Here is a 23,440-nt window from a genome sequence, read left to right on the forward strand (position 1 = left end):
ATCAGAATGATGTGTTTCTATATTTTTACGTTGTTGATGTGCACGTAGATGTACATGGTTGTTTTTAAAACGTCAAATGGAATAGAGAAATGGAAACAAAACAGTTAGAAACTAGGGTGAATTTTAAGGGAAAGGGTAACGAATATTTTGGTATTTGGATCGTTAATATTCTTTTATCCGTCATCACATTGGGTATTTACTCGGCTTGGGCGAAAGTTCGAAATAAACGTTACTTTTATGGGAATACATTTATTGGTAGTGATAGCTTTGAATATCATGGTAAGCCTATGCAAATATTGAAAGGGCGAATCATTGCGTTGATTTGTGTAGTCGCTTGGGGAGTCAGTAATCAGTTTGCCCCTCAGGTGGCATTGGTTTTATTACTGGTTTTTTTTGCATTGTTACCATTGTTATCTCGCAGCAATGCTCGTTTTGATTCTGCAATGACAAGCTTTCGAAATGTTCACTTCTCTTTCCATGGTACTGTTTCCGGAGCCTACTGGGCAATTCTTGGGCGCGGTCTTGTTGTGGGTGTCGGCGTATTTACGGCAATCATGGCAATAATATTTACTATGCAAATGAACATGATTGCTGGTGGCATCGCCATTTTAATATCCATACCTTCTTATGTTTATTTACAATCCTGGCTACTTGCCGGTATCGCCAATTATTTTTCTAATGGTTATCGCTATGGCGATCGTCAGTTTAAAGCTGATTACCAAGATGGCTTTTATTTCAAAGTATACTTCATCAGTATGATTGCATGGCTGGTTGCCTCTATTGTTGCCGTTTTGGCTTTATTCAGTGCCGTTGGCTTCAACATGATCAGCAACCCTGAGTCGTTATCCGAAATCGCTAACAACGGAAGTTTGACTTCAATGATGGTTGCTTACTACTTTGTTTTCATTGTTATGAGTATTGCGATTGCTGCTTACATTCAAGTAAAAATTAGAAATTACACGTTCTCTGAATTAGTGCTTGAAGGAAAAGAAAATGAGGCCGATTCAACGTTAAATTTTGCTTCGACATTAACGATAAAAAGCTACATGCTTTTAGTATTAACTAACTTTCTGCTTCAAGTGATTACCCTCGGGTTAGCTAGACCATGGGTGATGGTAAGAACGATGAACTACTTGTCGGAGAATTCGTATGTTCAAGGCGACTTAGATTTATTAATAGCAAACGACCAACCGTCTGATGTGAAATCGGCTATTTCTGATGAGATAGCTCAAGCGTTTAATGTTGATCTTGGTATTGGCTAAATGATCTCTGGTGTTGCACACCCGCCTCGTAGTTCTGAACGCTGCGAGGCCATTTTAGATATATCTCACCCTGATAAATTGCTCCTGAGTGTGGATGGTTCTATTGTTTCTGCATATTTCGAACGTGTTGAAATTATGCGAGGCGTTGGATCCGCTCCAACAAAGCTCAAATTCCCAGATGGATGGCAATTTATCACGGAGGCAAGTGATGAATTGGACGCCTATTTGAGAGACAGAGGTAAACATAATTTCTTAGGTAAATTAGAGAAGAACATCACGGCTATCTTAGTTAGTAGTGTTGTTCTTGTGTTACTTACCATTTCTATGTTTACTCATGGGGTTCCGTGGTTAACTCATAAAATAGTCACTTATTTGCCTGATTCGGTGCCTCAACTCGTTGAAAGACAAGTTCTAAAATCTTTGGATGAACAGCTTTTTGATAGCTCGACTATTCCTATTGAGGAACAAGCTCGCATTCGCCAGCGCTTTGACTCCCATCTGAAAGATATAGAGATTTATGATGGAGTGCAGCTCGAGTTTCGTTCTTCAAAACTCGGAGCGAATGCTTTTGCGCTCAGTGGTGGGACAGTTATTGTTTTCGATGACCTCGTTCGCTTAACTAAAACGGATAGGCAGTTAGACAGCATTCTATTGCATGAATTAGGGCATATTCAGCATCAGCATGTCATGAGAGTATTAGTTCGATCGAGTTTGCTCTCGATGACCGTGGCGCTATTGACGGGTGAAAGTTCTGGTGTGATCGACAATCTCGCGGGGTTAGGAGTATTTGTTGCTAATAACGGACAATCTCAAGAAGCAGAGCGTGAAGCGGATGTTTTTGCTTCTGATGCCATGATGAAGCTACATGGTTCTAATCAAGCGATGATTGAGATGTTTGAATTGCTTGGAAATAGTTCTGATGGACATGCTGAACTACCCACATGGCTCAGCTCTCACCCTGAATTAGGTGAACGAATTGAGTCATTAAGAGCTGCACATTAGTACCTCGTTAAGGTATATACAATTGAGTACTTTACTCAGACGATGCGTAAAGAATTACAGATAGCAAAAAGGGCAGATATTCATCTGCCCTTTTTATTTTTTAAAGACTACAACATGAATTACAAAGCAGCGATAGTCGCTTTTTGCTCTTCAAGCTTAACAAGAGTCTCTTGGTAACCTTCAAGCTTTTCACGCTCTTTCGCGATAACCGCCTCTGGTGCTTTAGCAACAAAACCTTCGTTACCTAGCTTACCTTCGATACGTTTAATCTCACCTTGAGTCTTTGCGCTTTCTTTGTTTAGACGAGCAAGTTCAGCATCTTTGTCGATAATGCCAGCCATTGGCACCATTAGCTCGGATTTGCCAACGAGTTTCGTTGCGCACGCTGGCGTTGCTTCACCGTCTGCAAGCACTTTAAGTACATCAAGTTTTGCTAGAGAGTTTAGAACAATCTTGTTTGCTTCGATACGAGCAGCGTCTTTTTCATCGGCTACTTTGATCATTACTTCTAAGCCTTGGCTTGGTGCAATGTCGTATTCCGCACGTAGGTTACGAATAGCAGTGATGAAAGTCTTAACCCATTCGATGTCGTCAACGATCTCAGCATTGAAGTTAGCTTCATTAAACTGAGGAAGTGCTTGAGTCATGATTGTCTCACCTTCAACGCCGTCTACTAGCGGCTTGACGCTCTGCCAGATAGATTCAGTGATGTAAGGAAGAACAGGGTGGGCAAGACGTAGAGTCTTCTCTAGAACCGTGATCAACGTGTAACGAGTTGCTTGTTGTTGAGCTTCAGTACCCTTCCAAAGAACAGGTTTTGTTAGCTCTAGGTACCAGTCACAGAATTGGTTCCAGATGAATTCGTAAAGCGTGTTTGCCGCCATGTCTAGACGGTAGTTGTCTAGGTGAGCGTTAAACTCTTTCGCTGCAACTTCAAACTGAGATTCAATCCACTTATCAGCTAGAGAGAATTCCATGTTTGCACGGTCTTCAGCAGACAGTGACATGCCACAATCGTGCTCTTCTGTGTTCATCAGTACGTAACGGCTTGCGTTCCATAGCTTGTTACAGAAGTTACGGTAACCTTCAAGGCGCTTCATGTCCCAGTTGATGTCACGGCCAGTTGAAGCCATAGCAGCAAGAGTGAAACGTAACGCATCAGTACCGTATGGTTCGATACCATCTTCGAAAGTTTTACGCGTAGCTTTTTCGATCTTATCAGCCAGTTTAGGTTGCATCATGTTGCCACAACGCTTCTCTACCAGCTCTTCAAGACCGATGCCGTCAATCATATCGATTGGATCAAGTACGTTACCTTTCGACTTAGACATCTTGTCGCCGTTTTCATCACGGATAAGACCCGTCATGTAAACTGTTTTGAAAGGTACTTGAGCCTTGCCATCTTCGTCTTTCACGAAGTGCATAGTCATCATGATCATACGAGCAACCCAGAAGAAGATAATATCAAAACCAGATACTAGTACTTCGGATGGGTGGAATGTTTTCAGTGCATCTGTATCTTCAGGCCAGCCTTGTGTGCCGAACGTCCAAAGTGCAGATGAGAACCATGTATCAAGTACATCGTTGTCTTGCTTAAGAACAATCACTGGAGAAAGGTTATTCTTTTCGCGAACTTCTTCTTCAGTGCGGCCTACGTAAACTTTACCATCGTTGTCGTACCATGCTGGGATACGGTGGCCCCACCAAAGTTGACGAGAGATACACCAATCTTGTACGTCACGCATCCAAGCGAAGTACATGTTTTCGTATTGCTTAGGAACGAACTGGATCTCACCATCTTCAACGGCTTTAACAGCAGGCGCAGCAAGAGGCGCTGTACGCACGTACCATTGGTCAGTCAGCATTGGTTCGATAACCACACCACCACGGTCACCGTAAGGAACGGTTAGATCGTGATCTTTGATCTCTTCAAGTAGACCTAGTTCATCAAATTCCGCAACCGTTGCACGACGAGCAGCAAAGCGCTCCATACCTTGGTATTTAGCTGGAAGCTCTGTTGAGTACACATCGCTTTCTTCACCGTTAGTTGTGAAGATTTCAGCCGCATCACGGATATCACCGTTGAACGTTAGGATGTTGATCATCGGTAGGTTATGGCGCTTGCCCACTTCGTAATCGTTAAAGTCATGAGCTGGCGTGATTTTCACACAACCCGTGCCTTTGTCCATATCCGCGTGCTCATCACCTACGATAGGGATAAGACGGTTTACGATAGGAAGCAGAATTTCTTTACCGATAAGATCTTTGTAACGTGGATCTTCTGGGTTAACCGCAACACCTGTATCACCAAGCATGGTTTCAGGACGTGTAGTCGCAACGACGATGTAGTCTTTGCCATCAGCGGTTTTAACACCGTTCGCTAATGGGTAGCGGAAGTGCCACATGAAACCTTTTTTGTCTTTATTTTCAACTTCAAGATCAGAAATTGCAGTGTGCAGTTTAGGATCCCAGTTTACTAGACGCTTACCACGGTAGATTAGGTCTTCTTCGTATAGACGAACAAACACTTCTTGAGTCGCAGCCGATAGGCCGTCATCCATAGTGAATCGTTCACGATCCCAGTCTACAGATGCGCCAAGACGACGAAGTTGCTGAGTGATCGTGCCACCTGATTCGGCTTTCCATTCCCAGATCTTGTCGATGAAAGCTTCACGGCCGTAGTCGTGTTTTGTTTTGCCTTCTTCAGCGGCGATCTTACGCTCAACAACCATTTGAGTGGCGATACCAGCGTGGTCAGTACCCACTTGCCAAAGAGTATTTTTGCCTTTCATACGTTGAGCACGGATAAGCGTATCCATGATCGTATCTTGGAACGCGTGACCCATGTGCAGGCTGCCAGTGACGTTCGGTGGCGGGATCATGATGCTGTATGCTTCTTTTGATGTGTCACCGTGTGGCTTAAAGTAGCCTTTCTCTTCCCAAGTCTTATACAGAGCTTGTTCGATTGATGTTGGGTTGTATGTCTTTTCCATAGTGCTCTTATAACGGATACTGTGAATGGTTAATCGTGGTCAAACTTCATAAGTGAAGCTTCTTGAATCTAAATTCAAAGATAGCTTTAACTATGAGGTTTGACTATGGATGTTGAATCTCGATAGTTTGTAGCTGATATCCAGCCTGACGGTAAATTTTATACCTTTCTCGAGCGAGTTGCTTAGCTTTTTCTTCGCAAGGAACGAAGTCTATCACCTGAGCAAAGGCGTTCGCAAAGGTTGTATTATTATCGGCCAGATTTATTACCAGTTGGCGATTCCAATTATGTTTTACGCCTTGATAGCCAATTTCGATGTTGGTTGAATACTTTGGGCCTTCGCCAACTAAGTTGTGTGCAATAAATTCACTGGGTTCGACCTGCCAAAAAACTTCAGCGATACGTTCGGCATGTTCTTTGTCATTGCAGTTAAGGTAAAGTTTAGCGCCTTGTTTCGCAAAATGCTGAGCAAGAAACAACACATAGTGAGCAAAACCATCTTCGTTGGCTTGCGGGCTGTCTGAAGACACAATGTAAAATGTGGCAGTCTGCATACTTTACTCTCGAAACTTGAACTGAAAATCGTGGATATCAATCTTACTTAGTTAACAGGGGCTAATAAATAGCGCTTATTAAAAAAGGGCCCGTAGGCCCTTTTCATTATTTTGAAGATTGCTCTTCAGTCTCTTGGCCGCTGCGGTTCAATAAGAATTGGACTAGCATTGAGACAGGACGACCTGTCGAGCCTTTCGCTGCTCCTGACTTCCACGCTGTACCAGCACTGTCGATGTGAGCCCAGTGGTACTTCTTAGTGAATTTAGACAGGAAGCAACCTGCGGTGATAGTACCGCCAGGGCGGCCACCGATGTTTGCCATATCAGCAAACGGACTGTTCAGCTGCTCATGGTACTCGTCTGCCATAGGTAGACGCCATGCGCGGTCACTTGCTTGCTCTGAAGCATTAACAAGTTCATGAGACAGTGGGTTGTGGTTTGATAGAACGCCACTGATGTGGTGACCTAAAGCAATAACACACGCGCCAGTTAGTGTTGCAACGTCGACAACACAATCTGGTTCAAAACGCTCAACGTAAGTTAGAGCATCACATAGAACTAAACGACCTTCAGCATCTGTATTGAGTACTTCAACCGTTTGGCCAGACATTGTAGTTAGGATGTCACCTGGGCGGTAAGCATTGCTACCCGGCATGTTTTCACAGCCCGCTAGAATACCAACAACGTTGATTGGCAAGTTAAGTTTCGCCAATGCTTTCATTGTACCGAATACAGACGCAGCACCACACATGTCGTACTTCATCTCATCCATACCTTCACCAGGCTTAAGCGAGATACCGCCTGAATCGAAAGTAAGACCTTTACCGACTAGAACGATAGGTTTTGCATTTGGATCAGCAGCGCCTTTGTACTCCATGATAGACATCATAGATTCGTTCTTAGAGCCACGGCCTACAGCTAAGTATGAAGTCATACCCAGCTTTTCCATCTCTTCTTCACCGATGATCTTAGTCTTTACTGTCTCATAATCGTCAGCTAAACGACGAGCTTGAGAAGCTAGGTAAGCAGGGTTTGCGATGTTTGGTGGCATGTTGCCAAGATCTTTAGATGCTTTCACACCTGAAGCAATAGCAAGACCATGAGAAATCGCTTTTTCGCCAAGGCTTAGCTCGCGACGAGTTGGTACGTTGAATACCAATTTACGCAATGGACGACGAGTCTCTGGTTTGTTGCTCTTAAATTGGTCGAATGTGTAAAGACCATCTTTAGTCGCTTCTACCGCTTGACGAACTTTCCAGTAAGTGTCGCGACCTTTAACGTGAAGTTCTGTAAGGAAACATACTGCTTCCATAGAACCTGTTTCGTTTAGTGTGCTGATGGTTTTTTGGATAATTTCTTTGTATTGACGCTCGCCTAGTTCACGTTCTTTACCACAGCCTACCAGTAGAACACGTTCTGAAAGTACACCAGGTACTTGATGCAGTAGCAGCATCTGGCCAGGTTTACCCTCTAGATCACCGCGACGAAGCAGTGAACTAATGTAGCCATCGCTAATCTTATCTAATTGCTCGGCTACTGGAGAAAGGCGGCGCGGTTCGAATACACCGACAACGATACATGCGCTGCGCTGTTTCTCTGGGCTGCCACTTTTTACACTGAACTCCATGCGTACTCCTACATCCTGAAGACAAATCGAACTAAATGTTAGATAATGGGTTCTTACTTGTTGGATCCTATAATGGAACTAACCTTAAAGAAGAACGCTAACACTTAGCTAAAAATTTAAAAAAATAAAAGGTTCAACGGGAAATTATAGTGATTCAATCAAAAAAACAAGTTTTGTATAGGTAATTTGAGCGTGATTATTGTTAGATATTTGATCCGCGAGACAATCAAGAGCCAATTTGCGATCTTTTTTGTTCTCTTTCTCGTGTTTCTCAGCCAAAAATTCATCAGTGTTTTAGCGGACGCCTCTGATGGTGATATCCCTGCGAGTTTAATATTGTCGATCGTTGGCTTAAATATGCCAGCGATGGGTTTATTGATGCTTCCACTCAGTATCTATATTGGTATTTTGCTTACTTTTGGTCGCCTTTACGCTGAAAGTGAAATAGTAGTAATGAATGCCACTGGTATAGGTAACAAATTCCTTATCCAATCTGCTCTTTATCTCGCCTTGATAACAGCAAGCTTAGCCGCATTTAATTCGCTATGGTTGTCTCCTTGGTCACAAGACAAAGTTGAACAAATGTATGAAGAGGTTGCAGCAGAGAACAGTGTTGATTTGCTACCAAAGGGTAAGTTTGAAGGTACCCCTGATGGTTCTTCTGTTGTTTTTATCGATGATATTGACGGCAACAAGTTAGAAAATGTGTTCGTTGCTCAGATGCGTCCACGTGATTCGGTACTTCCTAGTGTGATGTTCTCTAAGTCAGGTGACGTAAAAGAACTGAGCGATGGTCGTCAAGTTATTGTTATGTACGACGGTACTCGCCATGAAGGTGTACCGACTCGTCTTGATTATATGGTGACGCACTTTGAAGAATACGAAGGTCTGATTGGCCAACGTGAAGTTGAGAAGAAAGGCCGTGATTGGGAAGCCATCCCTACGCTTGAACTCATTGGTAATCCAGAAAATAGTGCGAAAGCGGAATTGCAATGGCGAATTTCTTTGGTACTTTGTATTCCATTGTTGACCATGCTTGTTGTGCCACTGTCTGCGGTAAACCCTCGACAAGGTCGTTTCGCTAAAATTGGCCCAGCAATTCTAATTTACTTAACCTATTTCTTAGCAATCAGCGCCACTAAGTCTTCAATTGAAGACGGGAGCATTCCGGCTGTTGTCGGTATGTGGCCAATTAATGCTTTATTGTTGTTTGTTGCCGTTGGTGCAAACTTTATGGATAGCGTGCCAGTAAGGCGTTTGAAAGAAAAATTCAAGAAGAAGAGGTTGGCTTAAGCCGTGTTTAAGATTCTCGATTTATATATAGGCAGAACCATCATCGCAACAACGTCATTAGTTTTGGTGACGTTTGTCGGGCTTTCTGGGATTATTAAATATGTAGAGCAGTTGAGAAAAGTGGGTCGTGGTACATACGATCTATTGCAAGCGCTTTACTTTGTTTTATTGAGTGTTCCTCGTGATATCGAAATGTTCTTCCCAATGGCCGCTTTGCTCGGTGCATTGATTGGACTCGGTATGCTTGCTGCGAGTTCTGAGCTGGTGGTTATGCAAGCCGCGGGCTTCTCTAAGTTAGATATCGGCCTATCGGTATTAAAAACCGCAATTCCATTGATGATTGTCGTGACACTTCTTGGGCAATGGGGAGCTCCTCAAGCACAGAAAATGGCTCGTGATTTGAGAACCATATCGATTGCTGGTGGTAATATTATCTCGACCCAAAGCGGTGTTTGGGCTCGTGATGCCAATGACTTCATCTTCATTGTTAAAATAGACGATGAGAAATTGTATGGTATGAATATGTGGCGTTTTGATGAGAACAAGGCATTGAAGACCGCTATATACTCAAAAGAAGTCGACTACGTTGGAGACAATGTTTGGACGATGAATGATGTCGAGATCACGTCTTTCGAAAATGAAATCCAAATCACCAAAGAAAGCCTACCGACTTACTCTTGGGAAACATCATTAGCTCCAGATAAGCTTGCGATAGTAACGGTTAAACCAGAAGAACTATCTCTAAGTGGTCTATATGATTATGTTTCTTACCTTAAGGCATCTGAGCAGGATTCATCTCGCTATGAGTTGGCGTTATGGAGAAAGATAACTCAGCCTATATCAATAGCGGTTATGATGTTGATGGCATTGTCGTTTATCTTTGGCCCTCTGCGTAGTGTGACCATGGGAGCTAGGATTCTGTCTGGTGTTATTGCTGGCTTTACTTTCTATATATCGAGTGAGTTTTTTGGTCCAGTAAGTTTGGTTTATCAAATACCACCCGCCTTCGGTGCACTAGCCCCGAGTGTGGTGTTCCTCGGAATAGCCATCATGCTCTTGAGGCGAAAGCTGTAAATAAAAAAGGAAGGTATTATGCCTTCCTTTTTTTGTCCTGATAGAAACTCGCTTAATAGCGTTATCGTGCTTGTGGTAACACGACGACTTCTGTCTTGGCCCAGATATCGTGAAAGCCACGTCTTTGTGGGTCGAATGGAACGCATAGGTTTGCCAGTCCAAAACCTGAAGTGCCTAAGCGTATTAGCGCCTGAGTTACTGTGATCGTTGAACCATCTTTGTTTTGAACGCGAAGCTTCCAAGCTCTCATCCCCAGCGTTTGTCCTGCTCTGGTCCAAAAGAACACAAAAAAGTAAACCCAAACAACCACTAAGTAAAAAGTATACGCAGGGCTCCAAATCGGATGGTTTGTTAAGAAGTCACTGACATCTGCATAACCGCTATGGCTAAAAATGCCAATAGCCATGAGTGCGTGCAGTAGAGCGACAATGACGCCAGCAGCTATCATTTCAATAGCGATTACGATAAGAGCGTCATAGAATAAGGCACCAAATCGGCGCATTACTCCTGCTGGTGGCAGAGTGTTTGTTGATGTCATTGTGTGATTACTTCTTCAAAAATTTAGGCGTCAGAATATAGTCTAAGGCTTGGCGTGAAAAGAGACATGACGCACAGCTTATGACTTAGTGGCGAAATTATCGGCAAACACACATGAATTCAAGTTTTTATACTTGCCACATCAGTTCGCATACGTATAATGCCAGACATCGAAAGGGCAATGCCCCAAGATAATGCCGGTATGGTGAAATTGGTATACACGACGGATTCAAAAATTTCCTTAGTTACTGATTTATAAAGAATTTTATGAAAAGCCTCGATTTTTATCGAGGCTTTTCTACATTCAGAATATGCAAAAATACAACCTCCATCACACTTCAAAATATCCCTTCTTAATTTCTTTTATTTTTCTTCTACTGACAATTTCCTGTCCAATTTAAACATAGAACAACAAAACCAGAACCTAAGTTTTACTAGTCACTACGGTCAAAGCAGCAAACCGAAAAGCGTTACTGTGTTTTCAAGTTGGAATATCTTCAAGGCTCGATGGCTAGATGTTCAAGACAGCAAAACCGAAAAGGTACTGTCATGCTACTGTCGTGAGGTGGAGAATACATACTAGTGGGACCCCTTGAAATTCCTTGTATCATTTATGTTATCGTTAATAATCTTCCAGCTTTTTTAATGACCTTTCAGACATATTGAATTGAACGTTGGGGCTCTCAGGTTCGAGCTTGAATCTGAAACCTGAGTGAATAGCAGCTGCAATAAAAATCCCATTTGATATATAACCAATATCTCTTTCGGCTAATAGCTTCAAATTATTACTGCTACGCTTGGTATTAAAGTTGCTGATTTTTTCTACTTTCTTAAGCCAGTTTACCGCTTTGTCAAAATCCTTAAAGCTACCTAATAATTGCAACTGACTTTCACGAAATATATCTTCGTTTTGCATGTCGCCTTGGTGATTGGGATAGATGCCAATACCAAAGTCTGTTAGCTCTGGAATCAAATTGATCATATCTTCAATCGGATTTTTATTCATGTGATATCGCTCCTATCTAAGGAATGTTTAGTCAAAGGCAAAATGCGCAGTGACCAAGTGTTACTGCGGATTGATCCGCACCAGAAGTTTTGGACACTGAGTTAAGTGAGTACAATCACTAACGAGGTGAACAATGACAACTAAGAAAACACGAATTAAACATGCTCCTGAATTTAAAGCCGAAGCGCTTAAGTTAGCAGAGAAAGTCGGTGTCGCTGCCGCCGCACGACAGCTTTCGCTATATGAATCTCAAATTTATGGGTGGCGTAAAGCCGTCAAAAAAGATGCGAAAATCAGCGATAGAGAAAAGGAACTAGCCACTGAAAATGCCAAACTCAAACGATTATTGGCAGAGCAAGCTGAAGAGCTAGATATCGTAAAAAAGGCCGCCACCTACTTCGCGAAAAATCTAAAGTAGATTGCTATGAGTTTATGCTCGAACACCTGATGCAGTATAAGGTTGTCCGTATGGCTAAGGTGTTTGGGGTTTCTCGAAGTGGGTTTTATTATTGGATTGATAATCGGCATAAAGTCACCCAACGCAACGAACACCGAAAGCAGCTTGATAGCAAAGTTCGTGAAGTCTTTGATGATAAAAAGGAGCGTGATGGTGCAAGGCGCATTCAAAAAGAACTTGAAGAAAATGGTAATAAACACGATGTAAAAACCATCGCCGCGAGCATGAGGCGTCAGGGGTTAGTTGCGAAGGCCGCCCGTAAATTCAAATGTACGACAGACAGTAAGCATAGACTTCCTGTAGCCCCGAATTTGCTTGAGCAAGACTTTAATGCGACAGCACCAAACCAAAAATGGGCTGGAGATATCACTTATCTAGCGACAAGCGAAGGCTGGATGTATTTAGCCGTTGTTATCGACTTGTACTCACGGCAAGTAGTTGGTTGGTCAATGAGTACCAGAATGACCGCAACTCTGGTCTGTGATGCGCTATCAATGGCATTGTTCCGCAGAGGCATGCCAGAAGAAGTGATTATCCATAGTGATAGAGGTAGCCAATATTGTTCAAAAGACTACCGCGACTTAATCGCAGCTCATAATCTAAAGCAAAGTATGAGTAGGAAGGGAAATTGCTGGGACAACGCTTGTGTTGAAAGCTTTTTCCACTCAATGAAAGTAGAAGCCGTCCAATACGAGTCGATAATGACCCGAGAAGAGATGCGTCAAGCACTCTTTGAATACATCGAAGTTGATTATAATCGAACAAGAAGGCACAGTGCTCTTGGGTATCTAAGCCCAGTTAACTTTGAAAAACAATATGTCGCTTAATGCGGTGTCCAGTCTTACTGGAGCAGATCATAATTCTTAATGAGCAGGTTGCTCACTCCCCTCGCCTATATTAAGAAAAGTTCTTGAGCATGATTACTAACACTGTTGTATTTGGTTCAAACAGGAATGACGTGCTTTTTTGAGCGCTTGGTCTGGGTTAGGCTACTATTTTTATCGTATTTGCTAGTGCAAGCATATTTTTGAGGAGTGCAGTGGTTGATCTTGGATATTATACCCTTATCGGTATTTGTTGCTCTGGTGCTTTTTTGTATCCGAGAGGTTAGAGATTTCATCAAAGGTAGAAATGAGAGTAGAAAAAAGCTTAATACACTCAAGATATTGTTATCGGAAGAATTACGAGAAAATTATAGTAATTTGGAGTCCCTTTTCCGCGTTGCCGAACAAGTATTACTGACTTTTGAGACTGATCATCCAGTTCAAAAACTAGTAAATACAGACCGATATGGGAATGACTACATATATGTCCATATTGGTGAACCTGAAGACAATGAAAACTACTCTTTGGTGGCAATGCCGCTTGCTCACATCGTAACGAAACAATACGAGAATCATATTCAAGATGTCGCTTTACTAGACCAGACACTTTACGATTCCATAAATGAGTTATACGTACAGTTGCGTCGATGTGAAAAAATTAGAAACACCTTAGTTTGTCACCTAGCTGGTGAAATAAATGATGTTCGTAATTGGGCACTTGCCACTAATGTGAAAGACATCGTAAGAAATCAGAGTGAGTATCTAGAAGCTTTAAACTCTGTTCATCAAGAACTAACAACGAAGCGAATTGAAAAAAGGTTTGGTAAGGTTGAACAACTTTAATGAACCTTTTAAATGAAAGGGCTTAATGAGGGATCGTAGAGCATTTTAGAACGATCAGTTGTAAGTGATATTTTGTGTGTTGCTTTTGATTATTCTTTACTGCTTGGCTCTTGTATTTTTGGGATGTGAATCTCGATATTCAACTTGTTTTGTATTTATCATGCGGTGTCTTATTTGTTAGTGAGGGTGTTTTGCATGGCAGTATATTGCGTTAGTTATGATTTGAATTCTCCGGGGCAGAAATACGAAAAAGTACATGAAGTTTTGAAGAATTTTTCTAAGTGGTATCACATCATGGACTCTACATGGCTTATTTCTACTCACTATAATGCAATACAGATTCGCGACATGATTTCGCCTTACCTAGATGAGAGTGACAAAATGTTCGTTTCACGTGTTAATGAGTATTCTGGTTGGTTGACCGCTGACGAGTGGGCATGGTTATCTGAAAATGTTTAACTTTGATGTTATTTGGGTTTGAACCGCCACGCCCGAAGCAACGGGATTTTGAAGAGGTAGTGTGTTGAAGCGATTGGAGGACTGTTTGAAGGGCTATATATGGTTTATCAATTCCGTCGCCAGCTCTGCGGTAGCATCTCCAGCATCTCAATAGCGATTACGATAAGGGCGTCATAGAACAAGGCACCAAATCGGCGCATTACTCCTGCTGGTGGCATTGTGTTTGTTGATGTCATGGTGTTATTACTTCTTCAAAAATTTAGGCGTCAGAATATAGTCTAAGGCTTGGCGTGAAAAGAGACATGACGCACAGCTTATGACTTAGTGGCGAAATTATCGGCAAACACACATGAATTCAAGTTTTTATACTTGCCACATCAGTTCGCATACGTATAATGCCAAACATCGAAAGGGCATAGCCTGAAAGATGCCGGTATGGTGAAATTGGTATACACGACGGATTCAAAATCCGTTGCCTTCGGGCGTGGCGGTTCAAGTCCGCCTACCGGTACCATATTTAGATAAAGCCCTGATCAGAAATGGTCGGGGCTTTGTTGTATCTAGGCTAATCAAAAGCTTAGCTCAGTTTTCCTTTTCTGTTATCTACACTTTTCTCCCTCAATAGACTCACTTTATCAGCCTTGAATTTTCTTCCATGGTGCATCTATGGTTCATCACATGTCGATTCTGTGCTCAAGGGAATCCTAGTAAATCCAACAAATGTAAACTTCTGCAATCTTGCAGGCCAGTATCTCCAAGGGCTGTAGAGTCAGAGAACCATGGTACGACCATGGTGGCTTTACGGTGCTATGAATTTTTAATGTGGCCTTTGGTTGCGAAAAGATCGTTTTTATGGGGTTGTTGTTAAGTCTTTTATTATGGGCGTTGTTGGGTAGTGTGTCACTAGCGCGCTGGGGATATACATTAATAACTAATCACATGAAATAAGTGCGCAGTTGCATTTGTCGTAATGATATGCATTATATTTAACTGGCTTTAAGTGAATGGAATTAATTTGAATGAAAGCGATATTTGTTGATGCGGAAAATGTAGGTTTAAAGGAGCTTGAGAAGATCAACGCTACGATTGTCGACAAGGTATTTGTATTTTCGAAATCAGATGCTGTTAAGTTGGTTTGCCAAAAATCGTTATACCACTTCTTGGGTGATTACCCTACTGGACCGAATCAAGCCGACTTCTACATTATTGCTTACCTATCGAGAGTGCTACTGGCTCTGGATAAGAAGCAACTAGGTTCAACACATTTTGAGCTATATAGTAACGATGAGAGCTTGATAACAGCTTTTGAATTTCAATGTGATTTACTTGGATCTAGCTGTCAGAGTATTCGAACGAGGGAGCAGACCGTTGTATCTCTCATTGAATCTAAGCCTAAAAAGTCAAAGAAACTCACACCTGAAGAAAGAGTACTTAATGCACTGACTTCCCCTCAATCTCTCAACCCTAATTTCCAGAAGAAAGTGGGGTTGTCACAATCGGATTTTAGCAAAGCAATTACTGAACTATCGAAAAACAAACAGATCAAGCGTTCCCCTCAGTCGAAGAAAAAGTGGGTATCTTGTTAGCCATGTATTTTTACATGTAAATGTCTCGATATTCTCTTTAGAAACCTGTCAGCTAATCTCACCACGGACCAGAAACGATTCTAACGCGATGATTCAGTATCGTTATTACTCACGTTCGATGTGTGAAAATCACGGTTGTAAGCTCACTGAGAGATTGTCAGGGGTGTTTCTGTGGGGAAGTGGGTGAGATTACTGAGTCAGGTGTTGCAGGGAGAATAAATCTATATTGCTGATGCGGTTGCTATGTAAGTTATGAGCTTTGATTGAGGTGGTGGTATCGGTGGCTAGTTGATTGCGTGAATGTGGTGAGATGAACTGGGAGCTAGGTTTTGGATAGAGTCTTGATATTAAATATATAATAACCAGTACAACAGCTTGCCGTAGGCCGCTGTTGTACTGGTTATTATTAATACTATGTTAGTGGTTCTGCTGACGAAAATCAGACACTAAGCCCTTAGAAAACCTCTTTTTCTAGAAGAGCTTTTTGCGTGTCAGTTACCCCAAAACCTCGACATCACTAAACATGTAGCCGTGTTCTAGCAGTGATTGCTTAACTGACTCTCTGAGACTGATATCGATATGATCTAGTAGTTCTTCTGCTGCTAGTTTTGGCTGTATTGTTAAGATTTTTTGGTCGCAGATGCTAGCTTCTTGAAGAAGAATTAGATCATTGTTGTCTAAAGAATATATTAAAGTCTTCCCTTGGTTTTCTCCTTCTGTAGAGAAAGCCAATTTACCACCAATTTGAACTGTATGAATGACTGGTTCGGGTGCTTGTGCAGTCAACATGCCTTTGAGTCCGTTTAATAGTTCTAACTCATGTTTATTTCCGTCCAAAGCAATTTTTAGCTGGCCTGATTTCAAAATGCTATCGGTAATAATAGATAGATCTTTCAGGCGAGGGTCTTGAACCTCAAGCTCTTTACCTGATGTGAGAGCTTCACAAGCTTTTTGGTGGAATACTTTATCGCTATCTAGCTTGGAACATAGTCCTAGTTCTTTCTCCTTAAAGTTAAAGAGTTCTGAGTAGCGATCTTGCTGTTCCTCTATAAATTTTTCAAAGGTGTCTTGAAGTTTTTTAGCGGAATCAATTGCGAATTCGATATCGTCGAATTCGATGAAACCGTCCGGTTTTTCAATAGATTCCGGGTAATAACGTGGTTGTTCCTCTTGAAAGAGCACATCGTATTTATCACCAAGTTCACTATGACCTATTAATTTAGCAACTGATTCCATACTACGAACTAATTCTGCAAGTGGATGAGAAAAGTACGAGCCAGTGTAGCTAAAGTCTTGTATGGCTTTTTCTACACTACTAAGAAGTTCTCGTTTTACGTTTTCATAACTTTCATTTTGGTCGTGGTCGAATCTTAAGTTTCTCTGTAAGTTAGTTGAAATTGCGTATTCAATAGTACTTTTAAAATACTCTTTATTTTTAAGCTCACTTTGGTTCTTCTGATCTATTTGTCCTTCGGTTTCTTGGATCGCTTTTTTTAATTTTTCTAGTGCAGATTGCATAGTGCCTTGGTCACTTGATGGCAGTACGCGTAGCGGTTTTCGATTTGTAAATGTTAGATTGATGTAATGCTCTGGGTTTCTTACGTTAGGGTTGTCATAAAATGGGTTCATAGTTCTCTTTAGGTTTGAGTCAACCTCTTGGCATACATACAAGTGATACTGAGCCGCGATAACCTCATTTAATGACTCTAATGAATCAGCACTATCGAACTTCTCACGCAACTCGAAAGGAAGTGACTTGAGCTCTCCTATAAAGGCTTTCATTTGCTTTACTAGAAATAGGTCTAGGTCTTCTTTAGATAAAGCTAAACGCACGCATTTTGAAACTTGGAATGTTTCTGCTTTATGGTTCGGTAAGCGGAGGTTTAACAATGCTCTTAGTTTTTGAAGATATTCATTGCTAGCTTTCTGACCGTCTTTCCATCCGTTGATTCTGGACTGTTTTACGCCACATCTGCGAGCGATTTCTGATGGGGCTATATTTAACGATTCAAGTTGCTCGACAATGCTTTTTGCGCAGTTCTTATCAAGCTTTTGATTGTGGGTTATTGATTCTGACATAGACACCTCTGTTTGGATTAAGTTTGAAATGACTATAAGTGCATGTGATTATCAATGGAAAGGAAAAATTACGGAAACCTGTCTTTTTAATTTATTGAAATTTAAAAAGTAATTTTTATTGTTAAGAAATTAATAAAGAAATTTTGGGTGTTTTAAAGGTGTTTTGGACTGAGATATACCTTGCTATTCGTTACTTTTGGGAGATTTTTTACATGAGAGGGGAATTTTTGGATTTGAATGTCTTTGTGCGTAAATTTTACATAAATAAATCTCTCTGTTTTCTTTGTATGTTTTGGTTTTGGTTTATTTTTACGGAAGTTTTGGGTAACTTTTGTGATATCTCTAACCGTATCGCGTCGCCGTAACAAACAACTATTCAAACACATATTAACTAATTGAATATCTAGTTAATGGAGGTTTGAATGAGCAAATCACAACGACTCACCACCACTTTCCTCAACAATCTTAAGCCCAATCCTGCCAACGCTAAATCCGCTGATTACGAAGTTAACTTGTCAGCTATGAAAGACAGTGGTTTGCCCGTGGGCGTGCGTTGTCTTGTTGGTAAACGACAGGGTTCAGTTCGCTATCTTCTCCGATATACCAGTCCAGTAACTGGTCGCAAGGCGTCGATCGGTCTAGGGCGACTCAATGACACTGACCTAATCACCTTACGCAAGAAAGCTAAAGAGTATCGTCAGCAGATACTTGAGGGTGTTGATCCGAAAATCGAGCGTGATACTGAAAAGACTGATTCTTCTATGACCCTTGAACGGTTCTTTAATGAAGTCTATTTACCACTGGCTCAGCAAAAGCGAAGCTGGAAAGATGATCAAGCGAGGTTCCGTCATGCTAAGTCGATATTTCATGTTCCCATTAATAAATTATCGGCGGCACATATCGTTAAGATCCAAATGGAAATGCAGGGAGCTATAAGTAAGACAACAGGGAAACCTTATGCTGTAGCTACGATTAATCGTGTATTAGCGCTTTTGAAAACGGTAAACCGTCAAGCTTACAAGTTGATGGACGCGCCATTGGTTGCTGATAAGGTCAGCTTGTTGAAAGAAGACAACGTCCGCACTGGTTACTTTACCGAGGCCCAGTTAAAGGAATTCATAGGTCACGCTCTCAATCATGAAGATAAAAGTATTGGTGCGTACCTAATTATTCTGTTTTTGACTGGGTTACGCGATAAGGAGCTTCGACTCCGCTTGCGAAGTGACATCTCATGGGAGGATAAAACACTCACTATTCCGCAAACGAAAAACGGTAGTAGCCATGTTATTTACTTGAGTGATTACATGCTTGATATTTTGAGGTCGGTGCCTCATGTGACGAATAACCCTTATCTCTTTCCTGGACGTAAAAGAGGTAAACCCGTAGGGCAACCTAGGCATGCTTTCAAGGTTATCAAAGCCAAGATGGGACTGCCTGACATACCTGGTGATAAAGCGAATCTAACCCTACATTCAGCTCGGCATACTGTTGGAAGTTTATTAGCTAGCCAAGGAGTCTCGTTACACGACATAGCCAAGCAGTTGAATCACGCTGACCTTTCATCCACAAGGCGCTACTCGAAATTGACTGTGGGGCGTCGGCGAGAAATTGGTTCTCGCTTGTCGGATATGGTGACTGCGAAACCAGAGATACGTTGGGAATGAATAAGTTAGGTTTAACCAATTGATTTAGAAATGACATTAGAAAAGCCCCTGTTTAGCGATGAGCTAAACAGGGGCTTTTTCATTATTAGAAGGAAATTCACGATGAAAACAGTAAACAAGTTTGAAGATATTCAATCATTGCCAATGCCTGATGGTGTGAAAGCAAAACTGCTAGAGCATCTAATAGAACCATTCGGTGATGAAGAAAGTACGAAAGCGTTCTGGGATGAAGTCGGTACGACTTTGTATTTGATTGAGGAGTCCGATACCGATCAAACCTTGAGTAAAGAATCGGAAGGTGATCAAAGCTTTCTACGCTTTGTTACTAACTACCCAGAATGGGTTTTATTACTAAACGACGATGAATGCCCTTGGCTACTTGCTGTTGCCATTGTCACTACGGCAGGTAGTGGAGTGTATTGCTGCGCTCCAATGAACAGTCCAACATTCCCTGTCGTCAAGCTTGCTGAACAAGCTGAAGCTTAATCTCGAATTTAATCTTAATAGTCACTAATAGTATGGAGGTGACCCATGGCACGTAAAACCAATCAAAAAGAAGAAGTCGTTCAACCTGAAGTATTAGAGAGTAATGAACTTGCTACGGTTGTTAAAGATGTACCAGTAGACCATTTCACCAATGTCGCGCTCGATGGTAAAGCGAAAAAGCTATCACCGAAAACTCAGAATCATGTGTTCTATGAGCTTTCGGTACATGATGATCTAAATACTCTATTCCTTAGGCTTTCGGGCAATGAAGGTGGCGGTCTTCATAGTAAAGAATGGATAGCCTTTGAAGATATTGTCGCGGTGCTAAATGAGCAAGACGACAAGCCGTTTAAAAGCACTGTACTTAAATCTGTGTTCAAAGGTGGGTCTGCTAATAATGCTGGATTTATGGCGGCGGCACTGCGTGGGTTATTACTTATCCTGCCGTCAGAGAAATCGGTGTTTCTCCACGTTCTTGCGCCTGACTACGAGCAACGTCGTGATGAACTCATGTCATTAGTGGACGGTGAAACCGAAGCTAAATAACCTCGAAACTCACATCAATCCTTATCCACTAAGCCAACTCTGACTTTTCATACCGAGCATTTAACAAGAGTGCTTCCTTAGCAAACTAAACGAGATTTTATTATGAACTTAACTTTTGACGTTGAGCGCTTACTGCTGCCAGTAAGTGTCGATCTTCAAGATACTTTAAACCGAGTGATCAGCGAATCAGGCAAATTGACACCCATGATCCAATCGGTCGTGATTAGCCTCCGAGATTCGAGCTATAACTCTGAGAACGGTGGATACCACCCTATTGAAATTTCTACCAGTAGGCTTAATGACCAATGGATTTTCGATTACATCACTGACTTTAGTTACTGTGGATTGATGCCTGAGCTTGAGAAAGAAATCGACTTTGATTTTGGTCATGGTGTGGCTTACATCCGTTACATGGGTGAAGTTCCCATTACTGAATCCAGTGTCGCTGAGTTCTATTCGATGTGGGAAACCAACTTTCTAGGCTATATCGGAATGGACTGCTTTGATGAGATAAAAGTCACGGTGGATTAGTCCATCACTAACGAATCAAGTTGAAAGCACCATGTATGCACCATAAAATCCGCCTCTCACTTCCTAGTGACACTAAGGCTTCCTATTGTTCCATGTAACTCATGGTGTGATGGGAAGCCTTTTTCATTGGATCAAGTTTCTACAACGGATTACTTAAACGTTGCCGTCGGGGTTCAGAGAGGGTTAAGTCGCTGGACTGCAATGGACGGTGGAAACACCAAGGAAGGGAGACTCGATTTTAGCGAGTTTGCTTGGTTCTCACTGGTGTTTTGTTATTAAAGGCTCCCATTGATATGTGGAAGCAATGGGAGCGTTTTTATAGACTAAAACCTAGAACTGGTATGGCTTCCTTGCCTAACCTGAGCTGAAAGTCCTTATAATTAAGTTAATAATATTAATATAATTAACTCAGCGAAAAGCACTGTTCTAATCTATTAAAGTGTTAGCTTTCGCGGAGTAAAAATTGTGCATTTAACACTTTTCCTTACTCTGTATCGGTTGGTCATTTCATCAAATCAACCACTGTGCTTGTTACGCATCGACAGGTTTGATTTAGGTACATAGTGGTCAGTTTAAGCTTAGGGCTTGGTTTGTGATTGTCGGGTGGCTTCATTATGTCAGGCGCTGATACTGAGAGCGACTCAACCAGAAATTTGCAACACATCATCTTTCAGCCATCAGTGTGGTTTTTATTTGGCTACGTCCAGATAGGTTTGTAACTCTTGCTTCAACTTGTACCTAACCCAATCAGGTGAAAGCACTTCGACATCAGGAAGCCACGCTTTAAGTAGTCGTAGTAATGTTTGAATGTTGCTAGTCGTATAGCTTGCCAATACATCACCGTACCCCAGTTCTTTTAATGCTCGAAAGTCATTGGGATTATTTTCCTTGAAGAAGGTTTCGCTGACTCTTCTGCTAATTTGTATAACCACTTCAACGGGATTGAGTAGTTCATCCTCATATCCGCAACCAGTCAGCTTCTGCTCAACGCTAGGGTCAGGAGAGTATTTATCCTCGTAACGCACTAACTCACGAATCTTAGCCACTCTGAGTGACTCTAGGCGGTTTCTGTGTGTCCCGACAATGAACCACAATCCTCGTTCATTTAACAGTTTGTAGCTGTGGAACTCATCGTAGGTTTTCCCTTCATGGCTAAAGCTGATCACGTTTCGTCGCTGTATCGATTCGATAAGTTTCTCGAACACTGAAGCACATTCACTGATGTCCTCGACTTTTGGGTTCTTGAAGAGAAAGGGCGGTGTGGTTTTGTTGTTCAATACGCCATTACTTAGATAGTGCTTACCTGAAAACAAAGTATCGAATCCCATGTTTAACAGCAGGAGAGATAGCTCATTATTTGTCTGTCTGCCTAAGAACTTAGGGTCTAACGAGTAACAAGCACCGTCACGTTGTATCGGTAAGTAGTTTAACCGTTCATTGAAGTCACGGTTTAACGTTCTTCTTGCAACTCCAAATTCACGACTTAAATCATCTAGATGTAACTTCTCACCCGTATTCAAACGGGTAAGGATGATGCCAAGTCGTTTCGCTAGTTTGTCATGCTCTTTCATTCTACGCATTGTAGATAGGTCACTCGTCAGGTGGTGTCGTGGTCGGAAAGAACCTGATTATTTCTAGCTAATTTTCATAAGGTTACTGATATTGCTATAGCTTTCATTAGTTATCTCAAGGTATGCCTTACAAGGCATTCATCAATCATTTCTATATTTCTTCATCTGAGCGACACACCCTGTCGTTCACCCTCTTTAAACTAATCATCAATCACGTTAACGCCGTCTCTTATAAGCGGCGTCATTACGTATTTAAGGAAAGCAAAAAATGAAAACATCAATCATCCTGCTAGGTCTAACTTCGCTTTTCGCATCTTCAGTATTCGCAGGTGGCACGTTCGGTGGTAATCCGGGCGATATCTCGAAAATGAAAGAGCTACTAGAGCCACAATGGAATGGTAAGGCTGGTATTCAGAACACGGCGTCTTACGGAGTTATCGTGCAATGGAAAGCCGATGTCTGCGGAACAATGAATGGTCATGTCACTGATACGACGAAATGCGGCCCAGATAGCCCGAAAGGTAAAGCACAATAAGTTTTGTTGCGGAGCTTGGCTCACGATACCTCAGTTTCGAAATTGGAACTCTCTAGGCTGAGATATCAATGAGCTCCGCAACACTCAATCAACCAACAAGAAGGAGCCTTTACATGGCAATTAAATCAATAACAACATTAGTTACAACCTGTCCTGCATGTGGTGAGCGTGCATATGATGATGGTAGCTGTCAGGTGTGTGGTCACTCTCACTAAAGCTGTATTGGTAAAAATCTAAGGGGGCGTATTCTTAATTGAGTACGTCCCTTTTTCATATCTATAGGAAAGGAGAATCATGATGAAAGTATATGATCGAATCATGCCTCAACAACGATGGTTTAAGCCTAGCGTTTCAACTGGATTGAAGGGAGCACATTACGGGACTGCTCTAGGTGCTAGGTTTGGTCCTCAAGGCGTTATCCTCGGTGGTGCAATCGGATTTGTCAGTGGAGCATTAATCGGTGGTGTTCTGGATGAGCTAGACGTTCTCTAATGAAAAAAGTAGAGGTGGTT

21 protein-coding genes, 1 tRNA gene and 1 pseudogene are annotated in these 23,440 nt (G+C 41.8%); 15 read left to right on the top strand and 8 right to left on the bottom strand.

Annotated features, from left to right (window positions below; all coding sequences use genetic code 11):
- The first annotated feature begins 89 nt into the window (after positions 1-89).
- A complete protein-coding gene (locus OCV36_RS01890; protein ID WP_135458598.1) occupies positions 90-1,262 on the top strand; it encodes a YjgN family protein in 1,173 nt (390 codons plus the stop codon).
- Complete coding sequence (locus OCV36_RS01895) at positions 1,263-2,264, top strand: M48 family metallopeptidase (protein ID WP_135458600.1); 1,002 nt, start codon at positions 1,263-1,265, stop codon at positions 2,262-2,264.
- 119 nt (positions 2,265-2,383) lie between these two features.
- Here OCV36_RS01895 and OCV36_RS01900 read toward each other — a convergent pair whose 3' ends face one another.
- The 3 genes from OCV36_RS01900 to pepA form a co-directional block, all read right to left on the bottom strand.
- Entirely contained in the window at positions 2,384-5,257 is a 2,874-nt protein-coding gene (locus OCV36_RS01900) for a valine--tRNA ligase (RefSeq protein ID WP_135458602.1), read from the bottom strand.
- A 103-nt stretch (positions 5,258-5,360) separates the two neighbouring features.
- Positions 5,361-5,810: a DNA polymerase III subunit chi gene (locus tag OCV36_RS01905; protein ID WP_017073419.1), complete on the bottom strand. Its 450-nt coding sequence runs from the start codon at positions 5,808-5,810 to the stop codon at positions 5,361-5,363.
- 106 nt (positions 5,811-5,916) lie between these two features.
- A complete protein-coding gene (gene pepA / locus OCV36_RS01910) occupies positions 5,917-7,437 on the bottom strand; it encodes a leucyl aminopeptidase (RefSeq protein WP_004735335.1) in 1,521 nt (506 codons plus the stop codon).
- 192 nt (positions 7,438-7,629) lie between these two features.
- Here pepA and lptF point away from each other — a divergent pair, with 192 nt between their 5' ends.
- On the top strand, positions 7,630-8,730 hold the full coding sequence (lptF, locus tag OCV36_RS01915; RefSeq protein WP_029224834.1) for an LPS export ABC transporter permease LptF: 1,101 nt from the start codon (positions 7,630-7,632) through the stop codon (positions 8,728-8,730).
- Between the two features lie 3 nt (positions 8,731-8,733).
- On the top strand, positions 8,734-9,804 hold the full coding sequence (gene lptG / locus OCV36_RS01920; protein ID WP_017073417.1) for an LPS export ABC transporter permease LptG: 1,071 nt from the start codon (positions 8,734-8,736) through the stop codon (positions 9,802-9,804).
- Between the two features lie 61 nt (positions 9,805-9,865).
- Here the strand turns inward: lptG and OCV36_RS01925 are convergent, their stop codons facing one another.
- Together OCV36_RS01925 and OCV36_RS01930 are read right to left on the bottom strand one after the other, a co-directional pair.
- Positions 9,866-10,342, bottom strand: a complete 477-nt coding sequence (locus OCV36_RS01925) for an RDD family protein (RefSeq protein ID WP_135458604.1) — start codon at positions 10,340-10,342, stop codon at positions 9,866-9,868.
- Between the two features lie 621 nt (positions 10,343-10,963).
- Positions 10,964-11,347, bottom strand: a complete 384-nt coding sequence (locus tag OCV36_RS01930; RefSeq protein WP_132940813.1) for a hypothetical protein — start codon at positions 11,345-11,347, stop codon at positions 10,964-10,966.
- 133 nt (positions 11,348-11,480) lie between these two features.
- Between OCV36_RS01930 and OCV36_RS01935 the strand changes: the two genes are divergently transcribed.
- From OCV36_RS01935 to OCV36_RS01945, 3 genes are all read left to right on the top strand, one after another.
- A protein-coding gene (locus tag OCV36_RS01935) for an IS3 family transposase (protein ID WP_226980827.1) occupies positions 11,481-12,631 on the top strand; the annotation gives its coding sequence in 2 pieces (ribosomal slippage) (positions 11,481-11,724 and positions 11,724-12,631; 1,152 coding nt in all).
- A 222-nt stretch (positions 12,632-12,853) separates the two neighbouring features.
- Positions 12,854-13,471: a hypothetical protein gene (locus OCV36_RS01940; protein WP_131825225.1), complete on the top strand. Its 618-nt coding sequence runs from the start codon at positions 12,854-12,856 to the stop codon at positions 13,469-13,471.
- Between the two features lie 195 nt (positions 13,472-13,666).
- Entirely contained in the window at positions 13,667-13,930 is a 264-nt protein-coding gene (locus tag OCV36_RS01945) for a hypothetical protein (RefSeq protein WP_076646336.1), read from the top strand.
- 140 nt (positions 13,931-14,070) lie between these two features.
- On the opposite strand, the pseudogene OCV36_RS01950 reads toward OCV36_RS01945, so the two are convergent.
- Positions 14,071-14,166, bottom strand: a pseudogene (locus OCV36_RS01950) (RDD family protein); the annotation flags it as partial.
- 193 nt (positions 14,167-14,359) lie between these two features.
- On the opposite strand from OCV36_RS01950, the gene OCV36_RS01955 reads away from it, so the two are divergent.
- Positions 14,360-14,444: transfer RNA gene (locus tag OCV36_RS01955), tRNA-Leu, on the top strand.
- A 505-nt stretch (positions 14,445-14,949) separates the two neighbouring features.
- Positions 14,950-15,516: a hypothetical protein gene (locus OCV36_RS01960; protein ID WP_102473329.1), complete on the top strand. Its 567-nt coding sequence runs from the start codon at positions 14,950-14,952 to the stop codon at positions 15,514-15,516.
- Positions 15,517-16,011: 495 nt separating this feature from the next.
- On the opposite strand, the gene OCV36_RS01965 is transcribed toward OCV36_RS01960, so the two are convergent.
- Positions 16,012-17,595, bottom strand: a complete 1,584-nt coding sequence (locus OCV36_RS01965) for a hypothetical protein (RefSeq protein ID WP_261887527.1) — start codon at positions 17,593-17,595, stop codon at positions 16,012-16,014.
- Between the two features lie 422 nt (positions 17,596-18,017).
- On the opposite strand from OCV36_RS01965, the gene OCV36_RS01970 reads away from it, so the two are divergent.
- The 4 genes from OCV36_RS01970 (at position 18,018) to OCV36_RS01985 (ending at position 20,822) form a co-directional block, all read left to right on the top strand.
- The gene (locus OCV36_RS01970; RefSeq protein ID WP_135459297.1) at positions 18,018-19,259 is read left to right on the top strand and encodes a tyrosine-type recombinase/integrase; all 1,242 of its coding nucleotides are present in this window, start codon (positions 18,018-18,020) and stop codon (positions 19,257-19,259) included.
- A 102-nt stretch (positions 19,260-19,361) separates the two neighbouring features.
- Positions 19,362-19,745, top strand: a complete 384-nt coding sequence (locus tag OCV36_RS01975) for a hypothetical protein (RefSeq protein WP_135459296.1) — start codon at positions 19,362-19,364, stop codon at positions 19,743-19,745.
- Positions 19,746-19,790: 45 nt separating this feature from the next.
- Positions 19,791-20,291, top strand: coding sequence for a hypothetical protein (locus tag OCV36_RS01980; RefSeq protein ID WP_135459294.1), 501 nt, complete (start codon positions 19,791-19,793; stop codon positions 20,289-20,291).
- A gap of 102 nt (positions 20,292-20,393) precedes the next feature.
- Positions 20,394-20,822, top strand: coding sequence for a DUF2787 family protein (locus OCV36_RS01985; RefSeq protein ID WP_102504226.1), 429 nt, complete (start codon positions 20,394-20,396; stop codon positions 20,820-20,822).
- Between the two features lie 689 nt (positions 20,823-21,511).
- On the opposite strand, the gene OCV36_RS01990 is transcribed toward OCV36_RS01985, so the two are convergent.
- Positions 21,512-22,393, bottom strand: coding sequence for a WYL domain-containing protein (locus tag OCV36_RS01990; RefSeq protein WP_135459304.1), 882 nt, complete (start codon positions 22,391-22,393; stop codon positions 21,512-21,514).
- A 268-nt stretch (positions 22,394-22,661) separates the two neighbouring features.
- Between OCV36_RS01990 and OCV36_RS01995 the strand changes: the two genes are divergently transcribed.
- Positions 22,662-22,928: a hypothetical protein gene (locus OCV36_RS01995; RefSeq protein ID WP_135459292.1), complete on the top strand. Its 267-nt coding sequence runs from the start codon at positions 22,662-22,664 to the stop codon at positions 22,926-22,928.
- Positions 22,929-23,222: 294 nt separating this feature from the next.
- Positions 23,223-23,420: a hypothetical protein gene (locus OCV36_RS02000; RefSeq protein WP_390903437.1), complete on the top strand. Its 198-nt coding sequence runs from the start codon at positions 23,223-23,225 to the stop codon at positions 23,418-23,420.
- Positions 23,421-23,440: the final 20 nt, after the last annotated feature.

It is taken from the genome of Vibrio echinoideorum, assembly GCF_024347455.1.
GTDB classification, from domain to species: Bacteria; Pseudomonadota; Gammaproteobacteria; order Enterobacterales; family Vibrionaceae; genus Vibrio; species Vibrio echinoideorum.